Source organism: Staphylococcus sp. EG-SA-17 (genome assembly GCF_017151845.1).
Taxonomy (GTDB): Bacteria; Bacillota; Bacilli; order Staphylococcales; family Staphylococcaceae; genus Staphylococcus; species Staphylococcus aureus.
The window spans coordinates 21,700-38,342 of sequence record NZ_JACVZO010000027.1; the positions used below are offsets into that span (position 1 = coordinate 21,700).

The following is a 16,643-nucleotide window of genomic DNA, read 5'->3' on the forward strand; positions in this document are numbered from 1 at the left end:
TATAAAAAAGTGTCAATATACCGGTAGACTATAGAGAAAAGGAGATTGATATGAAATTCGACTTAATTATAAGTAATATTATGATAGGGATATTAGTGATTTGTTCTGCATTTGCCTTAATGTTTGTCTTTTATATTCAAAGAAAGTTAACGCCGGAACAATACTTTTCTTTTTCAGAATTCTTTTTAATAGGAAGAGGTTTAACTATCAAGAAAATTTTGAATAGAATGATATTGATTGCTAGTTTTAACTGTATTTTGTTTTTAATACTTAAGAATTTTTTTGAAATTGAATTAGTATGTAGTGTGTGTATACTAAGTACATTGTTGGGTTCGATTTTAATTATTTATCCGGCGTTTAAAATTAGGCATGATTTACCTAACAATGAGATGAAAAGTTTGTTGAACTATATGTATGTATCTTTTGTTTTTTTAGCGCTTATTATTTCTACTCTTACTGTATTTACTTTAGTAGTATTATTTGATGATATTAGTATAGTAACACTTTGGCAAGAGCATAAAAGTGGAATAATTTTATATCTTCTATTGGTGATACCTAGTCTATTTTTTAATCCTACAAATTATGAAAAGAAAATGGAATATGCCATTGAAAAACATCGTGAGAGTAATAGAGAGATAAATGAGACGATAATAAAAAATAATAATGAAACAATTATACCAGACGAGTCGAAAAGTTCTTCACCATTCAAAATTAAAAAAGTTTTTAGATTGTTGAATAGGATTATGAAAGATGATTGAATATTATTTGAAGAAAATTATACATTTATTTGAAAATAATAAATGCGAAATTTTACATTTAAAAATGAATTTTAATGATAACTTTGATATGTTAAGTTATATTTATTGTATTGAGAACATGCATAGAGGTTCAAATATTATAAAGATAGCGGAGTATATATTAGTAAAGTATTTTCAAAAATATTGTATAAAAAAAGACTTTTCTATAGGTCCATTTCAAGTTAAAAAAAGTTTTTGTGTGTCTAATAATTTATATTTAGAGTCACTAGATAAATTATTGGAGTTGCACAGTAGTGCTCATGTAATTAATGAATTTATTGAAAATAAAAAATATTATTTGAATAATAATGAGATTTTATCCTTATATCATTCAGGGAAGGTTATGGATACTAGCTTTTCAACTTTAATGTATATAGGATTATTTAAACATTTTTCTAGTTATTTAAGAAAACACGAATAAAAAACAACTGATGATAACAAGTTAACAAATTATTAAATTTAAATCACTCTAGTTCATACCAAAAAGTCTTTAACACAAACAAAAAAGGAGGAAACTTAAATTCCTCCTCAACCTTTATTACACCTATAATTCTATTTTAACGTCTTCGTCCATTTGGGCTTCAAATTCATCTAGTAGTGCTCGTGCTTCTGCTTAATTTGAATCATACAAGGTGTTTTTTGTTATTCCTAAAATTTGGCATAGCTAAATAAATCTGTATTTTCTATTTGTCTTTTTTGGCATTTATGATAACCCAAGTATCTTTTGGAACGGTAACTGTAGTTGTTGATTGAATTAATTCGTTTTCACTTTCATCGAAGCTTAGTAATGATTTATATAAATCTGATTTCCAAACCCAAACTTCTTTTTGGGTTTGCTGTGTTGCCTTATCAGTATTCTTTACTTCATATTTAGCTTGATGCTTAACGGACTCAGATATATTATTTTTATCCATTTTAGGCTTGAAATGAGTTGTAGGTTTTTTATCCTTAGGATGATCTCTATAGACCATGACATAGTTATTTGTATTTTTTCCTATTTCATTGATTATTAATATATTAGCTGGATTATTTTTAGGACCACCAGTAAAAATTTCTTTTTTATTTGATGTGATTACTTTCTTTTCCATACCCCAATGGTTAGTCATATTAGCTGTAATACCAATGATTGTTAGTGTCAACGCAAGAGTAAATAATGTTCCTAATATATAGCGTGTGATTTTATGAGGAATTAATAACCAACTAACAAAAGTACATAAAGTTAAAACAATCGTTGTTATCATATTATTTATCCTCACTTTCAATAATATTCATTTTTAAAAATGGAACTAAAATGATACCTATAATTGCAAAGAAAATGCCAATTATAAATGCAGTATTAAAGCCATCGATTGATGCTTGTTGAGCAAGGTGTGCATATTTGAGTGGATTGCTTTCTTTTAAACTATCTGCAGGCATATGGTTGTTAATAATATTTTGAGTAACAGATGTCAGTAATGCTACTGCTATAGATGATGCTACTTGTCTAGCAGTATTATTTACTGCTGTAGCATGTGTGCCTTTTTCAACTGGTAAAGCATCCATCGCATTTGTTGTGAGTGGCATCATTAAAATTGCCACACCAAACATTCTTACTGCATATAGAACAAGAATAAGTGTTGGTGATGTGTTAACTGTTAAAAATCCAAATGGAACTGAAGCTAAAGTTAAAATAGTGAAACCAACGAACGCTAATCTTTTAATGCCAATTTTATTGTACAGTATTCCTGAAATTGGAGAGATAAATCCCAACATCAGTGCTCCAGCTAAAAGTGTTAAACCAGATTCAAATGGTGAGAAACCGTGTATATTCTGTAAGTAAGTGGGTAACATCATTTCAACACCATACATTGCCATAGTTACAACGATTAAACCAATTGTCGCTATCATGAAACCTTTAGATTTAAAAACGCGTAAATCCAAGAAAGGATCTTTAGATTTTAATTGTTTGATAACGAACAAGGTAAGAACAATGATACTTAAAAAAATTGGTAAAATAACGTAATTTATATTTCCCCATCCTTCGCTTGCAACGTTTGAAAATCCCCATAAAAATAATCCGAAACCGATACAAGAAAGTATTAGAGAATAGAGATCTAATTTAAGTTTACGATTAGGTATAACATCTTTCATGAAGAAGAAGCTTAATATAAATGCTATCGCTATAATAATGATTGGAAGAACAAAAATATTACGCCATGAGTCTGAAATTGTAATACCTAGTACCTCGTGGTTTTTGTTTAATATCCAACCAGCAAAAGTTGGACCCATTGCAGGTGCGAGACCTACTGCTAAACCACTCAGACCCATTGCAGTACCACGTTGTTTTATTGGAAACATATAAATAATGATGATTTGTAACAATGGCATCATTAAACCAACAGCAATTGCTGTAACAATACGTCCAGCTAGAAATATTAACCAGCCATCTTGATTTGATGGTGCGATTGCAGTAAGAATTAATCCGAATAATAGGGCGCCGTAAGAGTATACATGTAACAATCTAGTAGATATGCGCGTCGCTAAAAATGCCGAAAGTGGTACCATAATACCATTTGCGAGTAAAAACCAAGTTGTTGCTTGTTGAGCAGTACTAAAATCGATATCAAAATCGTTCATCAAAGTAGGTAGAGCGGTACCTAATGAAGTCTGCATCAATGCACCAGAGAATGTAGCTAATAATATAATGCTCATTATAATTTTGGGTTTATATTGATTGCCATGAATATCTAAATTCATTGCATTACTTTTTTGAGTAGACATAAAGCAAGCCTCCTATAGGTTTTTAAAATTAATACTTTGAAAATATAACACCTACTTTATAAACAGAACAGAACAAAATCATATACTTTGTACAATTTGTGACACTTTGTTTTATTTTGTGTTATATTCATTTATAGGAGTGATCATATGGGGTATAAAAGGAAAACGGTCTTAACTCAGCGTAATATAAAAAATGCTTTAGTGAGTTTATTAGAGAACAATAAGTTTGATTTCATTACAATCAATCAAATAGTAGAAGAAGCGGAAATAACAAGAAGTACTTTTTACAGGTATTATGATGATAAATATGAATTAATATCAGAAATAGAAGAAGAAATTTTAGAACATATTCATAAAGAAAGGCAAAAGATAGACGAGAACGCTTCAGAGAAGAATTTATTAGATATTGAGATGTTTAAATATCTGTTTGAAACATTAGAGCCATATTCGAACACGATATATCGATTGTTAGGATATAATGGTGATTCCAGTTTTGAGATGAAACTCAAGAATGAAATATCAAGAAGATTTATAGATATAGAACAACGTAATCATATTTCTCAAGTACGAGCAGACTTAGTAAAGGAATATGTATTTGTTATTATGATAAAAACATTACAATATTGGTCAGCTCATAAAGACGAAGTAGATATTGATGAAATAGCTTTAACAATTAGGGATATCCAGTTAAAAGGATTAAGAAAAGCAATAGGGTTATAATTTTAATGAATAACAAAAAAGGAGGAACATTATATTCCTCCTTGACCTTCATTACATCTATAATTCAATTTTAACGTCTTCGTCCATTTGGGCTTCAAATTCATCTAGAAGTGCTCGTGCTTCTGCAATTGATTGTGTGTTCATCAATTGATGGCGAAGTTCGCTAGCGCCTCTTATGCCACGCACATAGATTTTAAAGAATCTACGCAAGCTCTTGAATTGTCGTATTTCATCTTTCTCATATTTGTTAAACAATGATAAATGTAATCTCAACAGATCTAATAGTTCTTTGCTTGTGTGTTCGCGTGGTTCTTTTTCAAAAGCGAATGGATTATGGAAAATGCCTCTACCAATCATGACGCCATCAATGCCATATTTTTCTGCAAGTTCAAGTCCTGTTTTTCTATCGGGAATATCACCGTTAATTGTTAACAATGTATTTGGTGCAATTTCGTCACGTAAATTTCTAATAGCTTCGATTAATTCCCAATGTGCATCTACTTTACTCATTTCTTTACGTGTACGAAGATGAATAGATAAATTGGCAATATCTTGTTCGAAGACGTGCTTCAACCAATCTTTCCATTCATCGATTTCATAGTAGCCAAGGCGTGTTTTAACACTTACCGGAAGTCCACCTGCTTTAGTTGCTTGAATAATTTCGGCAGCGACGTCAGGTCTTAAGATTAAGCCGGAACCCTTACCCTTTTTAGCAACATTTGCTACAGGACATCCCATATTTAAGTCTATTCCTTTAAAGCCCATTTTAGCTAATTGAATACTCGTTTCACGGAACTGTTCTGGCTTATCTCCCCATATATGAGCGACCATCGGCTGTTCATCTTCGCTAAAAGTTAAGCGTCCACGCACACTATGTATGCCTTCAGGGTGGCAAAAGCTCTCGGTATTTGTAAATTCAGTGAAAAACACATCCGGTCTAGCTGCTTCACTTACAACGTGTCGAAAGACGATATCTGTAACGTCTTCCATTGGCGCCAAAATAAAAAATGGACGTGGTAATTCACTCCAAAAATTTTCTTTCATAATATATTTATACCCTCTTTATAATTAGTATCTCGATTTTTTATGCATGATGATATTACCACAAAAGACGAACTTATACAAAAGGAATTTTAGTTGATACAACCATTTGAAAGGGAAGTCTAAGAGTAGTCTAAAATGAATGTTGTGGTAAGTTGATCAGTATACAGATCAAGGATTATCGTATTAGATTGTTCATTATTAATGATACACTACTTATGAAAATGATTCAGAATTTTCTTTGGCTACTTTTACAGTAAAGCGATTTTTTAGTTATCTTATAACAAAGACAAATTTATAAAGGTGATATTATGGAAGATTTAAAGCATTCTTTAAAAAGTTTAGGTTGGTGGGATTTATTTTTTGCGATACCTATGTTTCTGCTATTCGCATACCTTCCAAACTATAATTTTATAACGATATTTCTTAACATTGTTATCATTATTTTCTTTTCCATAGGTTTGATTTTAACTACGCATATAATTATAGATAAAATTAAGAGCAGCACGAAATGATTCATTAATACGAATGTGATTAAACATAAAACTGAAGGAGCGATTACAATGGCGACTAAGAAAGATGTACATGATTTATTTTTAAATCATGTGAATTCAAACGCGGTTAAGACAAGAAAGATGATGGGAGAATATATTATTTATTATGATGGCGTGGTTATAGGTGGTTTGTATGATAATAGATTATTGGTCAAGGCGACTAAAAGTGCTCAGCAGAAATTGCAAGATAATACATTAGTTTCCCCGTACCCAGGTGCTAAAGAAATGATATTAATTCCAGACTTTGACGAAGCAACAAATCTCACTGATTTATTTAAGACCATAAAAAATGATTTGAAAAAGTGAAGTGTGGGTGCAGAGAGAACTAAGCCCATCGATAAATGGTCGCTTGTTAAAGAAGAGTGACCGTCACTCTTCTTTATGTGCATATTTTATTTTGTCTGTTTTGTTAACGATCAGCAGTGTAACAAATATGAGTAAGGATAAAATGAGTATAATATAGAAACCGAATTTATCATTAATTTCATTAATCCATCTTCCTAAAAATGGAGCAATGAAACTCTGCAGTAACAATGAAATTGACGTCCATATCGTAAATGAGCGACCGACATATTTATCTGAAACAGTGTTCATTATAGCTGTATTCATATAAATTCTGATTGATGAAATTGAGTAGCCTAGTATAAATGATCCTATGAATAAGTAAAATGCTGAGTTTATCCAAATAAATAGTGCTGAATTTATGACTAATATGAAATATAACAAAAATATCAATACTTTAGTTGAGATTTTCTTCGAAAGAATAGCTGAAATTAAACCTGCACATAATCCTCCAATGCCATATAACATATCTGAAAAACCAAATTGTACAGACGAAATTTTTAAAACATTATATACATATCCTGGTAATGATATGTTAAAGATCATTGTAAACACCATTGGTATGATTGAAATAACTCCAAAAATAAATATCATCATGTTGTCTTTTAAAAATTTCCATCCTAATAAATATTCTTGCAATAAGCTATTTGTTGATTCTTCCTCTGAATGAGTTGGTTTATCTACATGCAATCTAAATAACATAAAAATGCTGATTAGAAACATCATTATAGTCATCGCTATAATTAGAGTGAATCCATTTATCTCATATAATATTCCTGATAATCCACCTGCAATAAACATACCTGTTTGCAAACTAATCTCTAATAGAGAATTTGCATCTGTATATTGATCTGGTTTTAAAATCTGTTTAACTAAACTTCTAGATGTTGCCATATACGTAGTCCAACCTATCCCATTAACAATCGCAAATCCAATCACTAAATAGGTCTCAAATCCTATCATTACGAGTGCTATGACAATGAGTAAATATAATATTACCTGAAGAAGATAGGTGATTAAAATAATATTTCGTCTATTATATTTATCGGCTAGTCCACCTATTATAGGAGAAGCTAAGAAACCGGATAATACATTTAAAGCTAACATAATACCTAATAGTTGGGAGTCGTTAGTTTTGTCGATTAAATACCAATTAGCCCCAACTGTACTAATTCCAACTCCGAATGCTGAAATTATTTCTGCTAAAAAGAACAATCTGAAGTTTTTAATTTTCAACAAATCAGTCATAAATATCACCTTTTTTCAATGCAAGATTTATATTTGCGAGCTCTTCTATAAATTGAGAGTCGTTTAAAATATCGAATGGTTTATTGCCTTCGCCGATCAAAAATCTATAGTTAGTAATATTCATAAACTCAAATATTAATTTGAATTGGTTGACTAAAGGTTGTGCTTTGGTATGTGGATTGTCGCCACCTATGATTAAAATCAAATACTTTTTTTGTGACATGATTTCTTTGAAGTTGTCTATTTGCGTATCTCGCAATGACTCGGTCCATCTATCAATGAAGAGTTTTAAAGACGCACTCATGGAGTACCAATAGAGTGGTGTTGAAAAAATAATAATATCTGATTCTAAAACTTTGATTAAAATTTGTTCGTAATCATCATTATGAAAGTTGGCACCTTTGCTATGACGATTATCTGTAACCTTTTCAATGTTGCTTTGATATAAATTCACAAAGTTGACATTTAAATTCTTCAATAGATTCTCTACTGCGATAGCTGAATTGCCATCTTTTCTACTACTTCCAAATAAACAAGTAATCATAGTCATAACTCCTTTCGATTTACCTTTATAATAATATTTAATATATTATTATTAAATCAGAATTCTTAGAATTCAGGATTCGATAAAAGTGAATCCTAAAGGAGGTACTACTTTGAACTTAAACATTTTAAAATCATTTTTAGTAACTAGTGAAACAAAGAACCTTACTAAAGCATCAGAGTTACTTAACTATTCACAGTCAACTGTATCTACACATATTGAAAAATTAGAAAGGCAATTAGATGTTAAATTATTTTATAGAAAAAAATATGGTATGGAACTAACGGAAGAAGGCTTAGCATACGTTAAATACGCTAAAGTGATTTTAGATAGTAATAGCGAATACGAGAGAGAAATAAAAGGACTTTACAATAAGAAGGTAAATATAAGTATTAACATGCAAGAAAGTCAGTATTTGTATCGCTACTATAATAAGATTAGTGAATGGTTAGCTGAACACCCATATGTAAACTTGAAGTTTAAATCCGCACATTCTAATTTCTATATTAAAGAAGAAATTGCTAATTTCAAATCGGATATTAGCCTTATCACAGACGAAAAGATTATTAATAGTAACTTAACTGCTATTCCTATAACTGAAGAACGTTTAATATTTGTTACTAACAAAGAGATGAAAGATTTCAAATTAAACGATATTCAAAACCATACATTACTTGTTACTGAAAAAGGGTGTAGTTACAGAGAACAGTTAGAAAAGATTCTCTATAAATATAGCTTTTCAACAAAACAAATGATTGAATTTCTAGGAATTGAGTCATTGAAAAAACACTTGAAAAATTCAGATGGGATTGCGCTATTGCCGGAGTTTATTGTTGCAGATGAATTACAAAATAAAAGTTTGTTTCAAATAGATGTCGATGTCGATATTCCGAATTTAGAAACAACTTTGATAATTAATCCTGAATCCAGTAAGCAAGTACTAGAATCTTTTGTAAAAGATGTCTTTTTATAAATATTGGTGAAAACGTGTAGTTATGGTGAAACTCAAAGATAATAATTTAAATGAGATGTTAATGAAAAAGTAATTCAATATAAAAACAGGTGATTTATATCTTTAATAAGGATTATTTCTAGTTGAAATTTCAATTGCGGGCATTCATTTTCAAAATAGTAAAGAATTTAATAGATGAAAACCTTTGAATCATACTAGTTAGTATGGATTGATTAATATTTTAACCTGCTAAATGAGTAGCTTATGTATTTTAAATAGCTGTCATCTAGCAGGTTCTTTATTATTAATAAGTTCAGATAAATTATTTTAGTCTGTTTTCTAATGTTGATAATAATAACTTTAAATCTGTACTTTCATTGTGAGATATATAGTACATCATAAATTTTTATATTTGGATTGAGACTCTTTGGAAGATTTTCAATAAATGAATATTTCACAAACTTCCACTTATCAGGATTATAAATTATAATTTCTGCAACTGCATTATCGAAGATTCTAAACAATTTTTTGATTTCTATTTCTTTTAGAGATAAAGTAGGGAAAATGTCGATATATTCTTCAAGCGCATAAAGACTATGTTTAACAGAATCGGTTATGTTCATTGAATATATCACACCAATATTTATATTTTGCCATCCAAAAGAAGAAATAACATTATCATAAAATCCATTGAATATAAATTCAGTCATCCCCTCTGAACTTCTCCATAAATATAATGGTGAATAAGTATTTGTAATGCAATTACTAGTTGTTTGACTTATTAAATAAGCTTTTATAATTAAATTTTTAAATCCATCAGTCTTATAACCATTTAATCGAACTCTATCTCTAATTATTTCCATATTGTAATCACTAGGCAACTTAACATGATATTGCATTGCATGCATTTAGCATACCCCCTTTTATAAAAAGGATAGCAATAATAAGTAAAATCTCATATTATCCAATTGTGATATAGTTATCATAAAAAGTGATAGGTGATTAAATTGAACTTTAATGATTTGGAAATTTTTATAACTGTATGTGAAGAAGCATCTATCAATAAAGCTGCAATTAAACTTAGATATGCACAATCTAATATATCTCAAAGAATTAGCAAGCTTGAAAATGAATTAGGTGTAGTTTTGCTTTTTAGAAATCAAAAAAGTGCTAAGGCAACTAAAGCAGGCGAAGAATTTTTAGCGTATAGCAAAAAAGTATTAAGAGATACAGAGACTATAAAAAATAAAATGAAATATAACACTATGTCTATTTTATGCTCAGAACTGTTATTTAATTATTTATCTGAGAGCGAAGAAATTATGATGTCGAATAACTCAATTAATTTTATTTCTAGTGGAAATATTAGAAAAGCTATAGAAAAAAATAATTATGATAAGGTTATTTCATTCATAAAAATTAATGACTCAAATTATAGACTTAGTAATGTTGATACTATGAAAGTAACGCTTTACAGTAATGGAAGTAATTATGATAAAGAGCCTTTACTAATAAATAAAGATGAGTTTTGTCCTTTAAGGAAAATAACTTTAGATATTAAGCTTGATTCACAACGGGTAATGGAATTTGATTCATTGGCAGCAATAATAAACTTAGTTGAACAAGGAAAAGGAAAGGCTTTATTACCTATGACTTTTGAGAATAAAAGAGATATAGTACAGGACATTTCTAAGATATTTGAAGTTAGCTACTATACTTATAATCATATTATGCATCATTAATTGAAAGTCGATTGAGTTTAAATTACAAGAACGATATTAAGATTCTAGTAGTTAGAATGAGCGATGTGATAGAAAAGAATTTTTGCTTTTTAATTGGTAAATTCGTTATTTTAAAGTAGTGGTCTTTGTAGATAGGAAAAAGCGGATTCCCTTATCAGCCTTTTCCACTCATAAAATTTATTATTGTAACTTTTATGAGGTGAGGAGCTAAATATTGTTCGAACTAAATTTTACTTAGACCTTTTCTCTTTCAATTCTTTTTTAATTTGATCAGGAGATTTCCTATCCTTTGATGGTTTTAGTAATTTCTGTACCGTTTCGTCTCTAAGCATATCACCACCAAACTGATGATTATATGCAGGTACCATGTAAGCAACAAAACCGTCGTCCTTATTATTATTGATATAGCCTTCAATGATTCTTTCATCAAGAGGACCTTTGTCCAAACTTGTAAAATGTACCGACTTAATCGTATTAGGCTCTTTTGTATTATGTTTAAGATACAATGTAATACGTTCTTGTTGCTGCTTGTAGTAAAATTCTTTTTGTTTCATAAGCTCGTTATACTTCATTATAAGAATGACGCCTACAATAATGAAGGCTATAGTGAATATAGTACCGATAATAATTAAAATGTATTTTTTTGACATGATATCAACTCCGATATTAGTAAGGGCATAGGAGCAATTGAAATTTCCAAACAAGGTACACGAGTGCTTCTGAATTTATCGGCACGCTTTTACATAGATCAAAAGAACGCGCACTAAAATAATCATTTTATCTATGTAACTTACATCTTTGATACTACAGAAGTTCGTGCATTTGTTCAATCGTCTCATAACCATTAAATAGCGTTAATTATGAATGAAGACATCTATAACATTTATTTATCTTATAACATAGTACAATTACAAAGCATCACAACGGCGACTGTACTCACCTTAAATCATAACGACAACCGCTAAAAAATGATTTGAAAAACTAATCATTAATTGCCATACTCAACTATTTTGAAAAGTATCAATTTCACATTATCAAATTATTGAGTATCTCAATTTATTGTTATACACAAACAGTATTTTTGTTATCATAGAGTTAATAAATATAATAAATTGAATAAGTAACTTCACAAAAATTAGAATGATTCAATTCAATCACAATTATTTGAAAATAGAGGTGAGCAGGTGAACGATATGTTAATTAGTCTTGTAATCCCAGTTTTTGCTTTGTTAGTTATTGGTGGTATTATTTGGATGATTATAGAAGGTATAGTACATATTTCAAAAAAGAATAAAGCAATTGATAACTTTTTTAACCAAGTTAATAAAGTAAGTGAGACATATAAATTCGCTACTACTTTTTTATTTCTAATCTTGGCTACGGCTGGTATTTCTCAATTTTATCTATATTATATAGTATCAGCGTTTCTTTTTTGGCTTGTCATACTTACCTTTGGTATTGCAGGTATCATTTTTTTAATGCCATATGGATTATGTTTTCTACCGTTTTATAAGCAAAAAAAGAAAAAACAGACATTTAAAAAATACATGGTTTACACTACGATTGGTTTGTCAATTTGTCTAGGCTTATCTCTAGTTTTGGTTCACACTACGAAAATTTATATGGACGAAGGTGGCGTAAGATACTATTACGGTAGTTTTGTAATGAAACAAGCGGGCGGTTATGCTTATTTAGCTTTAGCAGTACTTTCAACGTTGTTAATTGTTGCGAAAAAAGCTACAAATAAAAATAAAGAAATCGAAACCGTCGACAATACAAATATAACGGAAAGATAATTAAGGGAGTGCTCATTCAGGAGTGCTCTTTTTTGATGTCCAAATTTAGTTGCAAATGAAGGCATAGAAGAAATTTTTATAGTCATTTATTGGATAATGAATTATGGTCATATCGATTAATTTTATTAGTGAGGATTTTACAAACATTTGTTGAATAAATATGGTAATGATAATATATGAATATTTTTGAAAAAACACTAATATGATTAAATTATTTGTTAAAATGGCATTAAGTAAAAAACAAACAGGGAACAAGGTGGGATTTCATGAGTCAATTGCTAAATGATACGTTATCGGCTTGGTTGTTAATTGAATCTTTAAGTCCAGGAGAAGTAAATTTTACAGCGGAAGATATACTCTCAGCTGAACATTTTAAAAATGGTGCAAAGCAAGCACAACTTCAAAGTTTTGATGAATATTTTGAAATATGGAATGCTGAACGCTTTATTATATCAGAAGAAAAATCAGAGACTGGGGAACTTATATTTAAATTTTATAGACATTGCTTCCGCTATAATGAAATTAATTTGAAAATTCAGGATATTTTTGATGATTATTCTGAGATTCATAATCCAAATGGGACACACTGTTATGGTTACACATTTAACACAGATAAACACGGCAAAGTGATAGTTGATTCTATACATATTCCGATGATTATGAGTGCATTAAAAGAAATTGAAAAGAACAAAAATGCCAATATAGAAGAAAAATTTAATGATTCTGTTGAAAAATTTGTTCAAAAAGTAAAAGAAATTTTAGCAGATGAACCAATTAATGAATTTAAATTGAAGAAGATGGACAAAGCTTATGATGAGTACTTTTCTGTATTAAATTCAAAGAAAGATGGATTATTTGGACATTATGTAGCAATAGAATATGTGAAAGATAGTGATTTACCACAGCCGGAATTTAACAGCTTCTTCATAAGTGATATTGAGAAAGCAAGAAAATCTCCCAACCAAACTTTAATTGATTACATTGAAGGTGTAGAAGAAAGTCAGCGCATAGAAGTAGATGAAAATAAAGAAATGTTTGACAAATTTTTACATCCTTCACGTTTGCCTGATGGACGATGGCCATCACAGACTGAGTTTAGATTGTCTTTAATGCAACAACTTGCTGTAAACCAAATTACGAGTGGTAATGAAAGAATAAGTTCAGTTAATGGGCCACCAGGTACAGGTAAGACTACTTTATTAAAAGATATATTTGCTCATCTAGTAGTTGAAAGAGGTAAAGAGTTAGCTAAACTAAATAATCCTAAAGATGCATTTGTCAAAACAAAAATTCATGAAACGGATGATAAATACGTATACTTACTAAAGGAATCTATTGCCAAATATAAGATGGTAGTCGCATCTAGTAATAATGGAGCTGTTGAAAATATATCTAAAGATTTACCGAAAATTGAAGAAATTATAAGAAATCCCGAAAAATGTAAATTCCCTAAATATGAACAGAATTATGCAAATTTAGCACATGAATTAAAAGATTTTGCTGAAATAGCTGAAGATTTGATTGGTGAAAGTGCCTGGGGCTTATTTTCTGGAGTTTTTGGTAAAAGTACTAATATTAACCAAGTATTGAGTCATATGTTAAAACAAGATGCGAATGATATTGGCTTTGCTAAATTACTACAAAATGAGAATAATCGTATGAGTTATAACGAGTTAATGAGTGAATGGCAATCACATCAATGTGCATTTTTAGAAGAGTTGAGGCATGTTGAAATGTTAAAAGAAGAATCTATTAGAGCATATGATGTTTATAAAAATTGTGAGTCTTTCTCTAAGATTGAACAGGTTATTAATAGTGAAAAAACAAGTATTGAAGAACAGATATATCATTTAGATAATGAAACGTTACGAGACAATAAAGAAATTGAAGATTTGGGTGATCGAATTAATTATAATACAAAGCAACTCGAAACTTTAAATGAGTTAATTAAATCCATCAAAGAAAGCAACAAAGGTTTTATTAACAAACTGAAAGCGATGTTTAATTCAGAAGAAGATGAAAGCTATAAAGATCATAATAAAGAGAAGCAACAATTATTAACACAACAGTTAGAGTTAGAGAAATGTAAAAAAAACAAACATGAAGACCTTGTTAGCAAACTAAAAGAAAAAGAGAAATTAATTAAACAATTAACTAAAGTACAGTTGCAATTAGACGAGTTAAATTCACAATTACAAGAGTTAGAAGCATATCGTATTGAGTCAAAAATTACAATTCCAGAAAAAGATTTTTGGAGTGACAACAATTATGATGAGCGCCAAGTTACTAATCTGTGGACGAGTGACGAACTTCAATACAGACGTGCCATGCTTTTTTTAAGAGCAATGATATTGCATAAATTATTATTGATTGCTAATAATACAACTATTTATTATGCGATTAATGATTTTAAAGATAGAAGGAAATTAATTGATGCAAATCCAGATAAAGTACACAACGCATGGAATGTGATGCATTTAATATTTCCAGTAGTTAGTACGACGTTTGCAAGCTTTAAATCTATGTATGGGGGCATACCAAAAGATTTCATAGACTACTTATTTATTGATGAAGCAGGACAAGCAATACCTCAAGCAGCTGTGGGAGCATTATATCGTTCAAAAAAAGTTGTAGCTGTAGGTGATCCGATTCAAATAGAACCGGTTGTGACTTTAGAAAGTCATTTAATTGATAACATTCGTAAAAATTATCATGTTCCGGAATATCTAGTTTCTAAAGAAGCTTCTGTGCAGTCTGTTGCAGACAACGCCAATCAATATGGCTTTTGGAAATCTGATGCTACTGATAGTAATCAAAAAACATGGATAGGCATACCTTTATGGGTGCACAGACGATGTTTAAAACCTATGTTCACGATAGCTAACCAAATCGCTTATAATAATAAAATGGTGTTGCCAAGTAATATTACAAAAGTAGGTAAAACAGGTTGGTATGACGTTAAAGGAAACGCAGTTCAAAAACAATTTGTGAAAGAGCATGGTGAAAAAGTAGTGGGATTATTAGCTGATGATTGGATTGAAGCAATTAAGGAAGGTAAAAATGAACCGAGCTCATTTGTAATATCGCCTTTTTCAGCAGTACAGCAACAGATTAAACGTATGTTAAAGCAACAACTACCGACTAGAATTGATATTGAACGTACAAAAATTAATCAATGGGTCGATAAATCCATTGGTACTGTTCATACTTTTCAAGGTAAAGAGGCTCAGAAGGTGTATTTTGTAATAGGTACTGATAATACCCAAGATGGTGCTGTGAACTGGTCATGCGAAAAACCAAACTTGTTAAACGTTGCAGTGACAAGAGCTAAGAAAGAGTTTTATGTAATTGGCGACATGCAAAGAATACAGATGAAACCATTTTATGAGACGATTTTTAAAGAAAGAAATGTAAAATGAAATTGAAATAACAGTATTACTTGATACTTAATTATCGAGCAATTTATACATTTTAAAAGGAGCAAAATTGAATAATGAAGAAATTTAACAACTGGATATTAAATGCAATAAGTGGATCTCAAACAGACAAGAATGAAACAACTGAAGAATTAAAAGGGGCAAAATTTATCATTTTATATGCATATTCAATGCTCGTTTTGCTTGCGTTAGTAATTTCTAACATATTCATTCACATTTTGGAGCCTAAACTATCAATTACCACTCAAATCATCATCGTTTTGATTTTAATTGAAACACTAATTGGACTGCGTTTCTTGAAAGCGTACGATGTTAAGCGTGGCAAAGATAAAGAAAATAAGAAAAATAGTAAGGATTTCGTTAAACTAAAATCAATTTTAGTAGCAATTTTATTTACATCATTGGCGCTGACAGCAGGCACTGTAGCTGATATATACGGTTTCACTGACTTAGGAAATACTAGAAGTGATTTAATCGTTTGGAGCATAGGTGGTATTATATTTGGCCTCGTATGTTACACAATGGAAGATAAAAAATAACGATAAGGAGCTGGCGATTATAAAGCTAGCTCCTTTTTTAACTTATGTAAATGGCGGTTATAAAATGTAGGAAAATGGCGAAATGAAAATGCTGTTTTTCCTACATTTTTTCTTTTTTAAATTATATAATCATGTCTTAACTCAATCTTCGATTGGAGGTTATTTGATTGA

17 protein-coding genes are annotated in these 16,643 nt (G+C 29.9%); 10 read left to right on the plus strand and 7 right to left on the minus strand.

What is annotated here, in order from left to right; all coding sequences use genetic code 11:
- Positions 1 to 50 precede the first annotated feature (50 nt).
- Together IDG65_RS11235 and IDG65_RS11240 are read left to right on the plus strand one after the other, a co-directional pair.
- Entirely contained in the window at positions 51 to 758 is a 708-nt protein-coding gene (locus tag IDG65_RS11235; RefSeq protein ID WP_000667078.1) for a hypothetical protein, read from the plus strand.
- The gene (locus IDG65_RS11240; protein ID WP_000575287.1) at positions 751 to 1,218 is read left to right on the plus strand and encodes a hypothetical protein; all 468 of its coding nucleotides are present in this window, start codon (positions 751 to 753) and stop codon (positions 1,216 to 1,218) included. Before IDG65_RS11235 ends, IDG65_RS11240 begins: the two co-directional genes overlap by 8 nt.
- A 262-nt stretch (positions 1,219 to 1,480) precedes the next feature.
- Here the strand turns inward: IDG65_RS11240 and IDG65_RS11245 are convergent, their stop codons facing one another.
- Complete coding sequence (locus IDG65_RS11245) at positions 1,481 to 2,038, minus strand: DUF4811 domain-containing protein (protein WP_000633422.1); 558 nt, start codon at positions 2,036 to 2,038, stop codon at positions 1,481 to 1,483.
- A 1-nt stretch (position 2,039) separates the two neighbouring features.
- The gene (locus IDG65_RS11250) at positions 2,040 to 3,557 is read right to left on the minus strand and encodes an MDR family MFS transporter (protein WP_000107170.1); all 1,518 of its coding nucleotides are present in this window, start codon (positions 3,555 to 3,557) and stop codon (positions 2,040 to 2,042) included.
- Positions 3,558 to 3,704: 147 nt separating this feature from the next.
- Here IDG65_RS11250 and IDG65_RS11255 point away from each other — a divergent pair, with 147 nt between their 5' ends.
- The gene (locus IDG65_RS11255; protein ID WP_000540837.1) at positions 3,705 to 4,277 is read left to right on the plus strand and encodes a TetR/AcrR family transcriptional regulator; all 573 of its coding nucleotides are present in this window, start codon (positions 3,705 to 3,707) and stop codon (positions 4,275 to 4,277) included.
- A gap of 57 nt (positions 4,278 to 4,334) precedes the next feature.
- On the opposite strand, the gene IDG65_RS11260 is transcribed toward IDG65_RS11255, so the two are convergent.
- On the minus strand, positions 4,335 to 5,321 hold the full coding sequence (locus IDG65_RS11260) for a tRNA dihydrouridine synthase (protein WP_000662036.1): 987 nt from the start codon (positions 5,319 to 5,321) through the stop codon (positions 4,335 to 4,337).
- Positions 5,322 to 5,629: 308 nt separating this feature from the next.
- On the opposite strand from IDG65_RS11260, the gene IDG65_RS11265 reads away from it, so the two are divergent.
- Both IDG65_RS11265 and IDG65_RS11270 read left to right on the plus strand, forming a co-directional pair.
- Positions 5,630 to 5,833, plus strand: a complete 204-nt coding sequence (locus IDG65_RS11265) for a DUF6007 family protein (protein WP_000389764.1) — start codon at positions 5,630 to 5,632, stop codon at positions 5,831 to 5,833.
- 48 nt (positions 5,834 to 5,881) lie between these two features.
- Positions 5,882 to 6,178, plus strand: coding sequence for a TfoX/Sxy family protein (locus tag IDG65_RS11270; protein ID WP_000201639.1), 297 nt, complete (start codon positions 5,882 to 5,884; stop codon positions 6,176 to 6,178).
- Between the two features lie 63 nt (positions 6,179 to 6,241).
- Here the strand turns inward: IDG65_RS11270 and IDG65_RS11275 are convergent, their stop codons facing one another.
- On the minus strand, positions 6,242 to 7,462 hold the full coding sequence (locus IDG65_RS11275; RefSeq protein ID WP_000130758.1) for an MFS transporter: 1,221 nt from the start codon (positions 7,460 to 7,462) through the stop codon (positions 6,242 to 6,244).
- Positions 7,455 to 8,006 carry a flavodoxin family protein gene (locus IDG65_RS11280; protein WP_000627029.1) on the minus strand — a complete coding sequence of 184 codons (552 nt, stop codon included), beginning with the start codon at positions 8,004 to 8,006 and terminating at the stop codon, positions 7,455 to 7,457. The genes IDG65_RS11275 and IDG65_RS11280 overlap by 8 nt, the downstream gene beginning before the upstream one ends.
- 112 nt (positions 8,007 to 8,118) lie before the next feature.
- Between IDG65_RS11280 and IDG65_RS11285 the strand changes: the two genes are divergently transcribed.
- On the plus strand, positions 8,119 to 8,979 hold the full coding sequence (locus IDG65_RS11285; RefSeq protein ID WP_001052508.1) for a LysR family transcriptional regulator: 861 nt from the start codon (positions 8,119 to 8,121) through the stop codon (positions 8,977 to 8,979).
- Between the two features lie 353 nt (positions 8,980 to 9,332).
- Here the strand turns inward: IDG65_RS11285 and IDG65_RS11290 are convergent, their stop codons facing one another.
- Positions 9,333 to 9,866, minus strand: a complete 534-nt coding sequence (locus IDG65_RS11290) for a DUF4865 family protein (protein ID WP_000543162.1) — start codon at positions 9,864 to 9,866, stop codon at positions 9,333 to 9,335.
- A 90-nt stretch (positions 9,867 to 9,956) separates the two neighbouring features.
- Between IDG65_RS11290 and IDG65_RS11295 the strand changes: the two genes are divergently transcribed.
- Positions 9,957 to 10,700, plus strand: a complete 744-nt coding sequence (locus tag IDG65_RS11295; RefSeq protein WP_078158013.1) for a LysR family transcriptional regulator — start codon at positions 9,957 to 9,959, stop codon at positions 10,698 to 10,700.
- Positions 10,701 to 10,930: 230 nt separating this feature from the next.
- Here the strand turns inward: IDG65_RS11295 and IDG65_RS11300 are convergent, their stop codons facing one another.
- Positions 10,931 to 11,350 carry a DUF1433 domain-containing protein gene (locus IDG65_RS11300; RefSeq protein WP_000039763.1) on the minus strand — a complete coding sequence of 140 codons (420 nt, stop codon included), beginning with the start codon at positions 11,348 to 11,350 and terminating at the stop codon, positions 10,931 to 10,933.
- A 543-nt stretch (positions 11,351 to 11,893) separates the two neighbouring features.
- Between IDG65_RS11300 and IDG65_RS11305 the strand changes: the two genes are divergently transcribed.
- The 3 genes from IDG65_RS11305 to IDG65_RS11315 all read left to right on the plus strand — a co-directional run bounded on the left by IDG65_RS11305 (position 11,894) and on the right by IDG65_RS11315 (position 16,472).
- A complete protein-coding gene (locus IDG65_RS11305; protein WP_000908952.1) occupies positions 11,894 to 12,496 on the plus strand; it encodes a hypothetical protein in 603 nt (200 codons plus the stop codon).
- A gap of 266 nt (positions 12,497 to 12,762) precedes the next feature.
- Positions 12,763 to 15,915, plus strand: coding sequence for a DEAD/DEAH box helicase (locus IDG65_RS11310; protein WP_000080558.1), 3,153 nt, complete (start codon positions 12,763 to 12,765; stop codon positions 15,913 to 15,915).
- Between the two features lie 74 nt (positions 15,916 to 15,989).
- The gene (locus IDG65_RS11315; RefSeq protein WP_000714379.1) at positions 15,990 to 16,472 is read left to right on the plus strand and encodes a hypothetical protein; all 483 of its coding nucleotides are present in this window, start codon (positions 15,990 to 15,992) and stop codon (positions 16,470 to 16,472) included.
- The last annotated feature ends 171 nt before the right edge of the window (positions 16,473 to 16,643 follow it).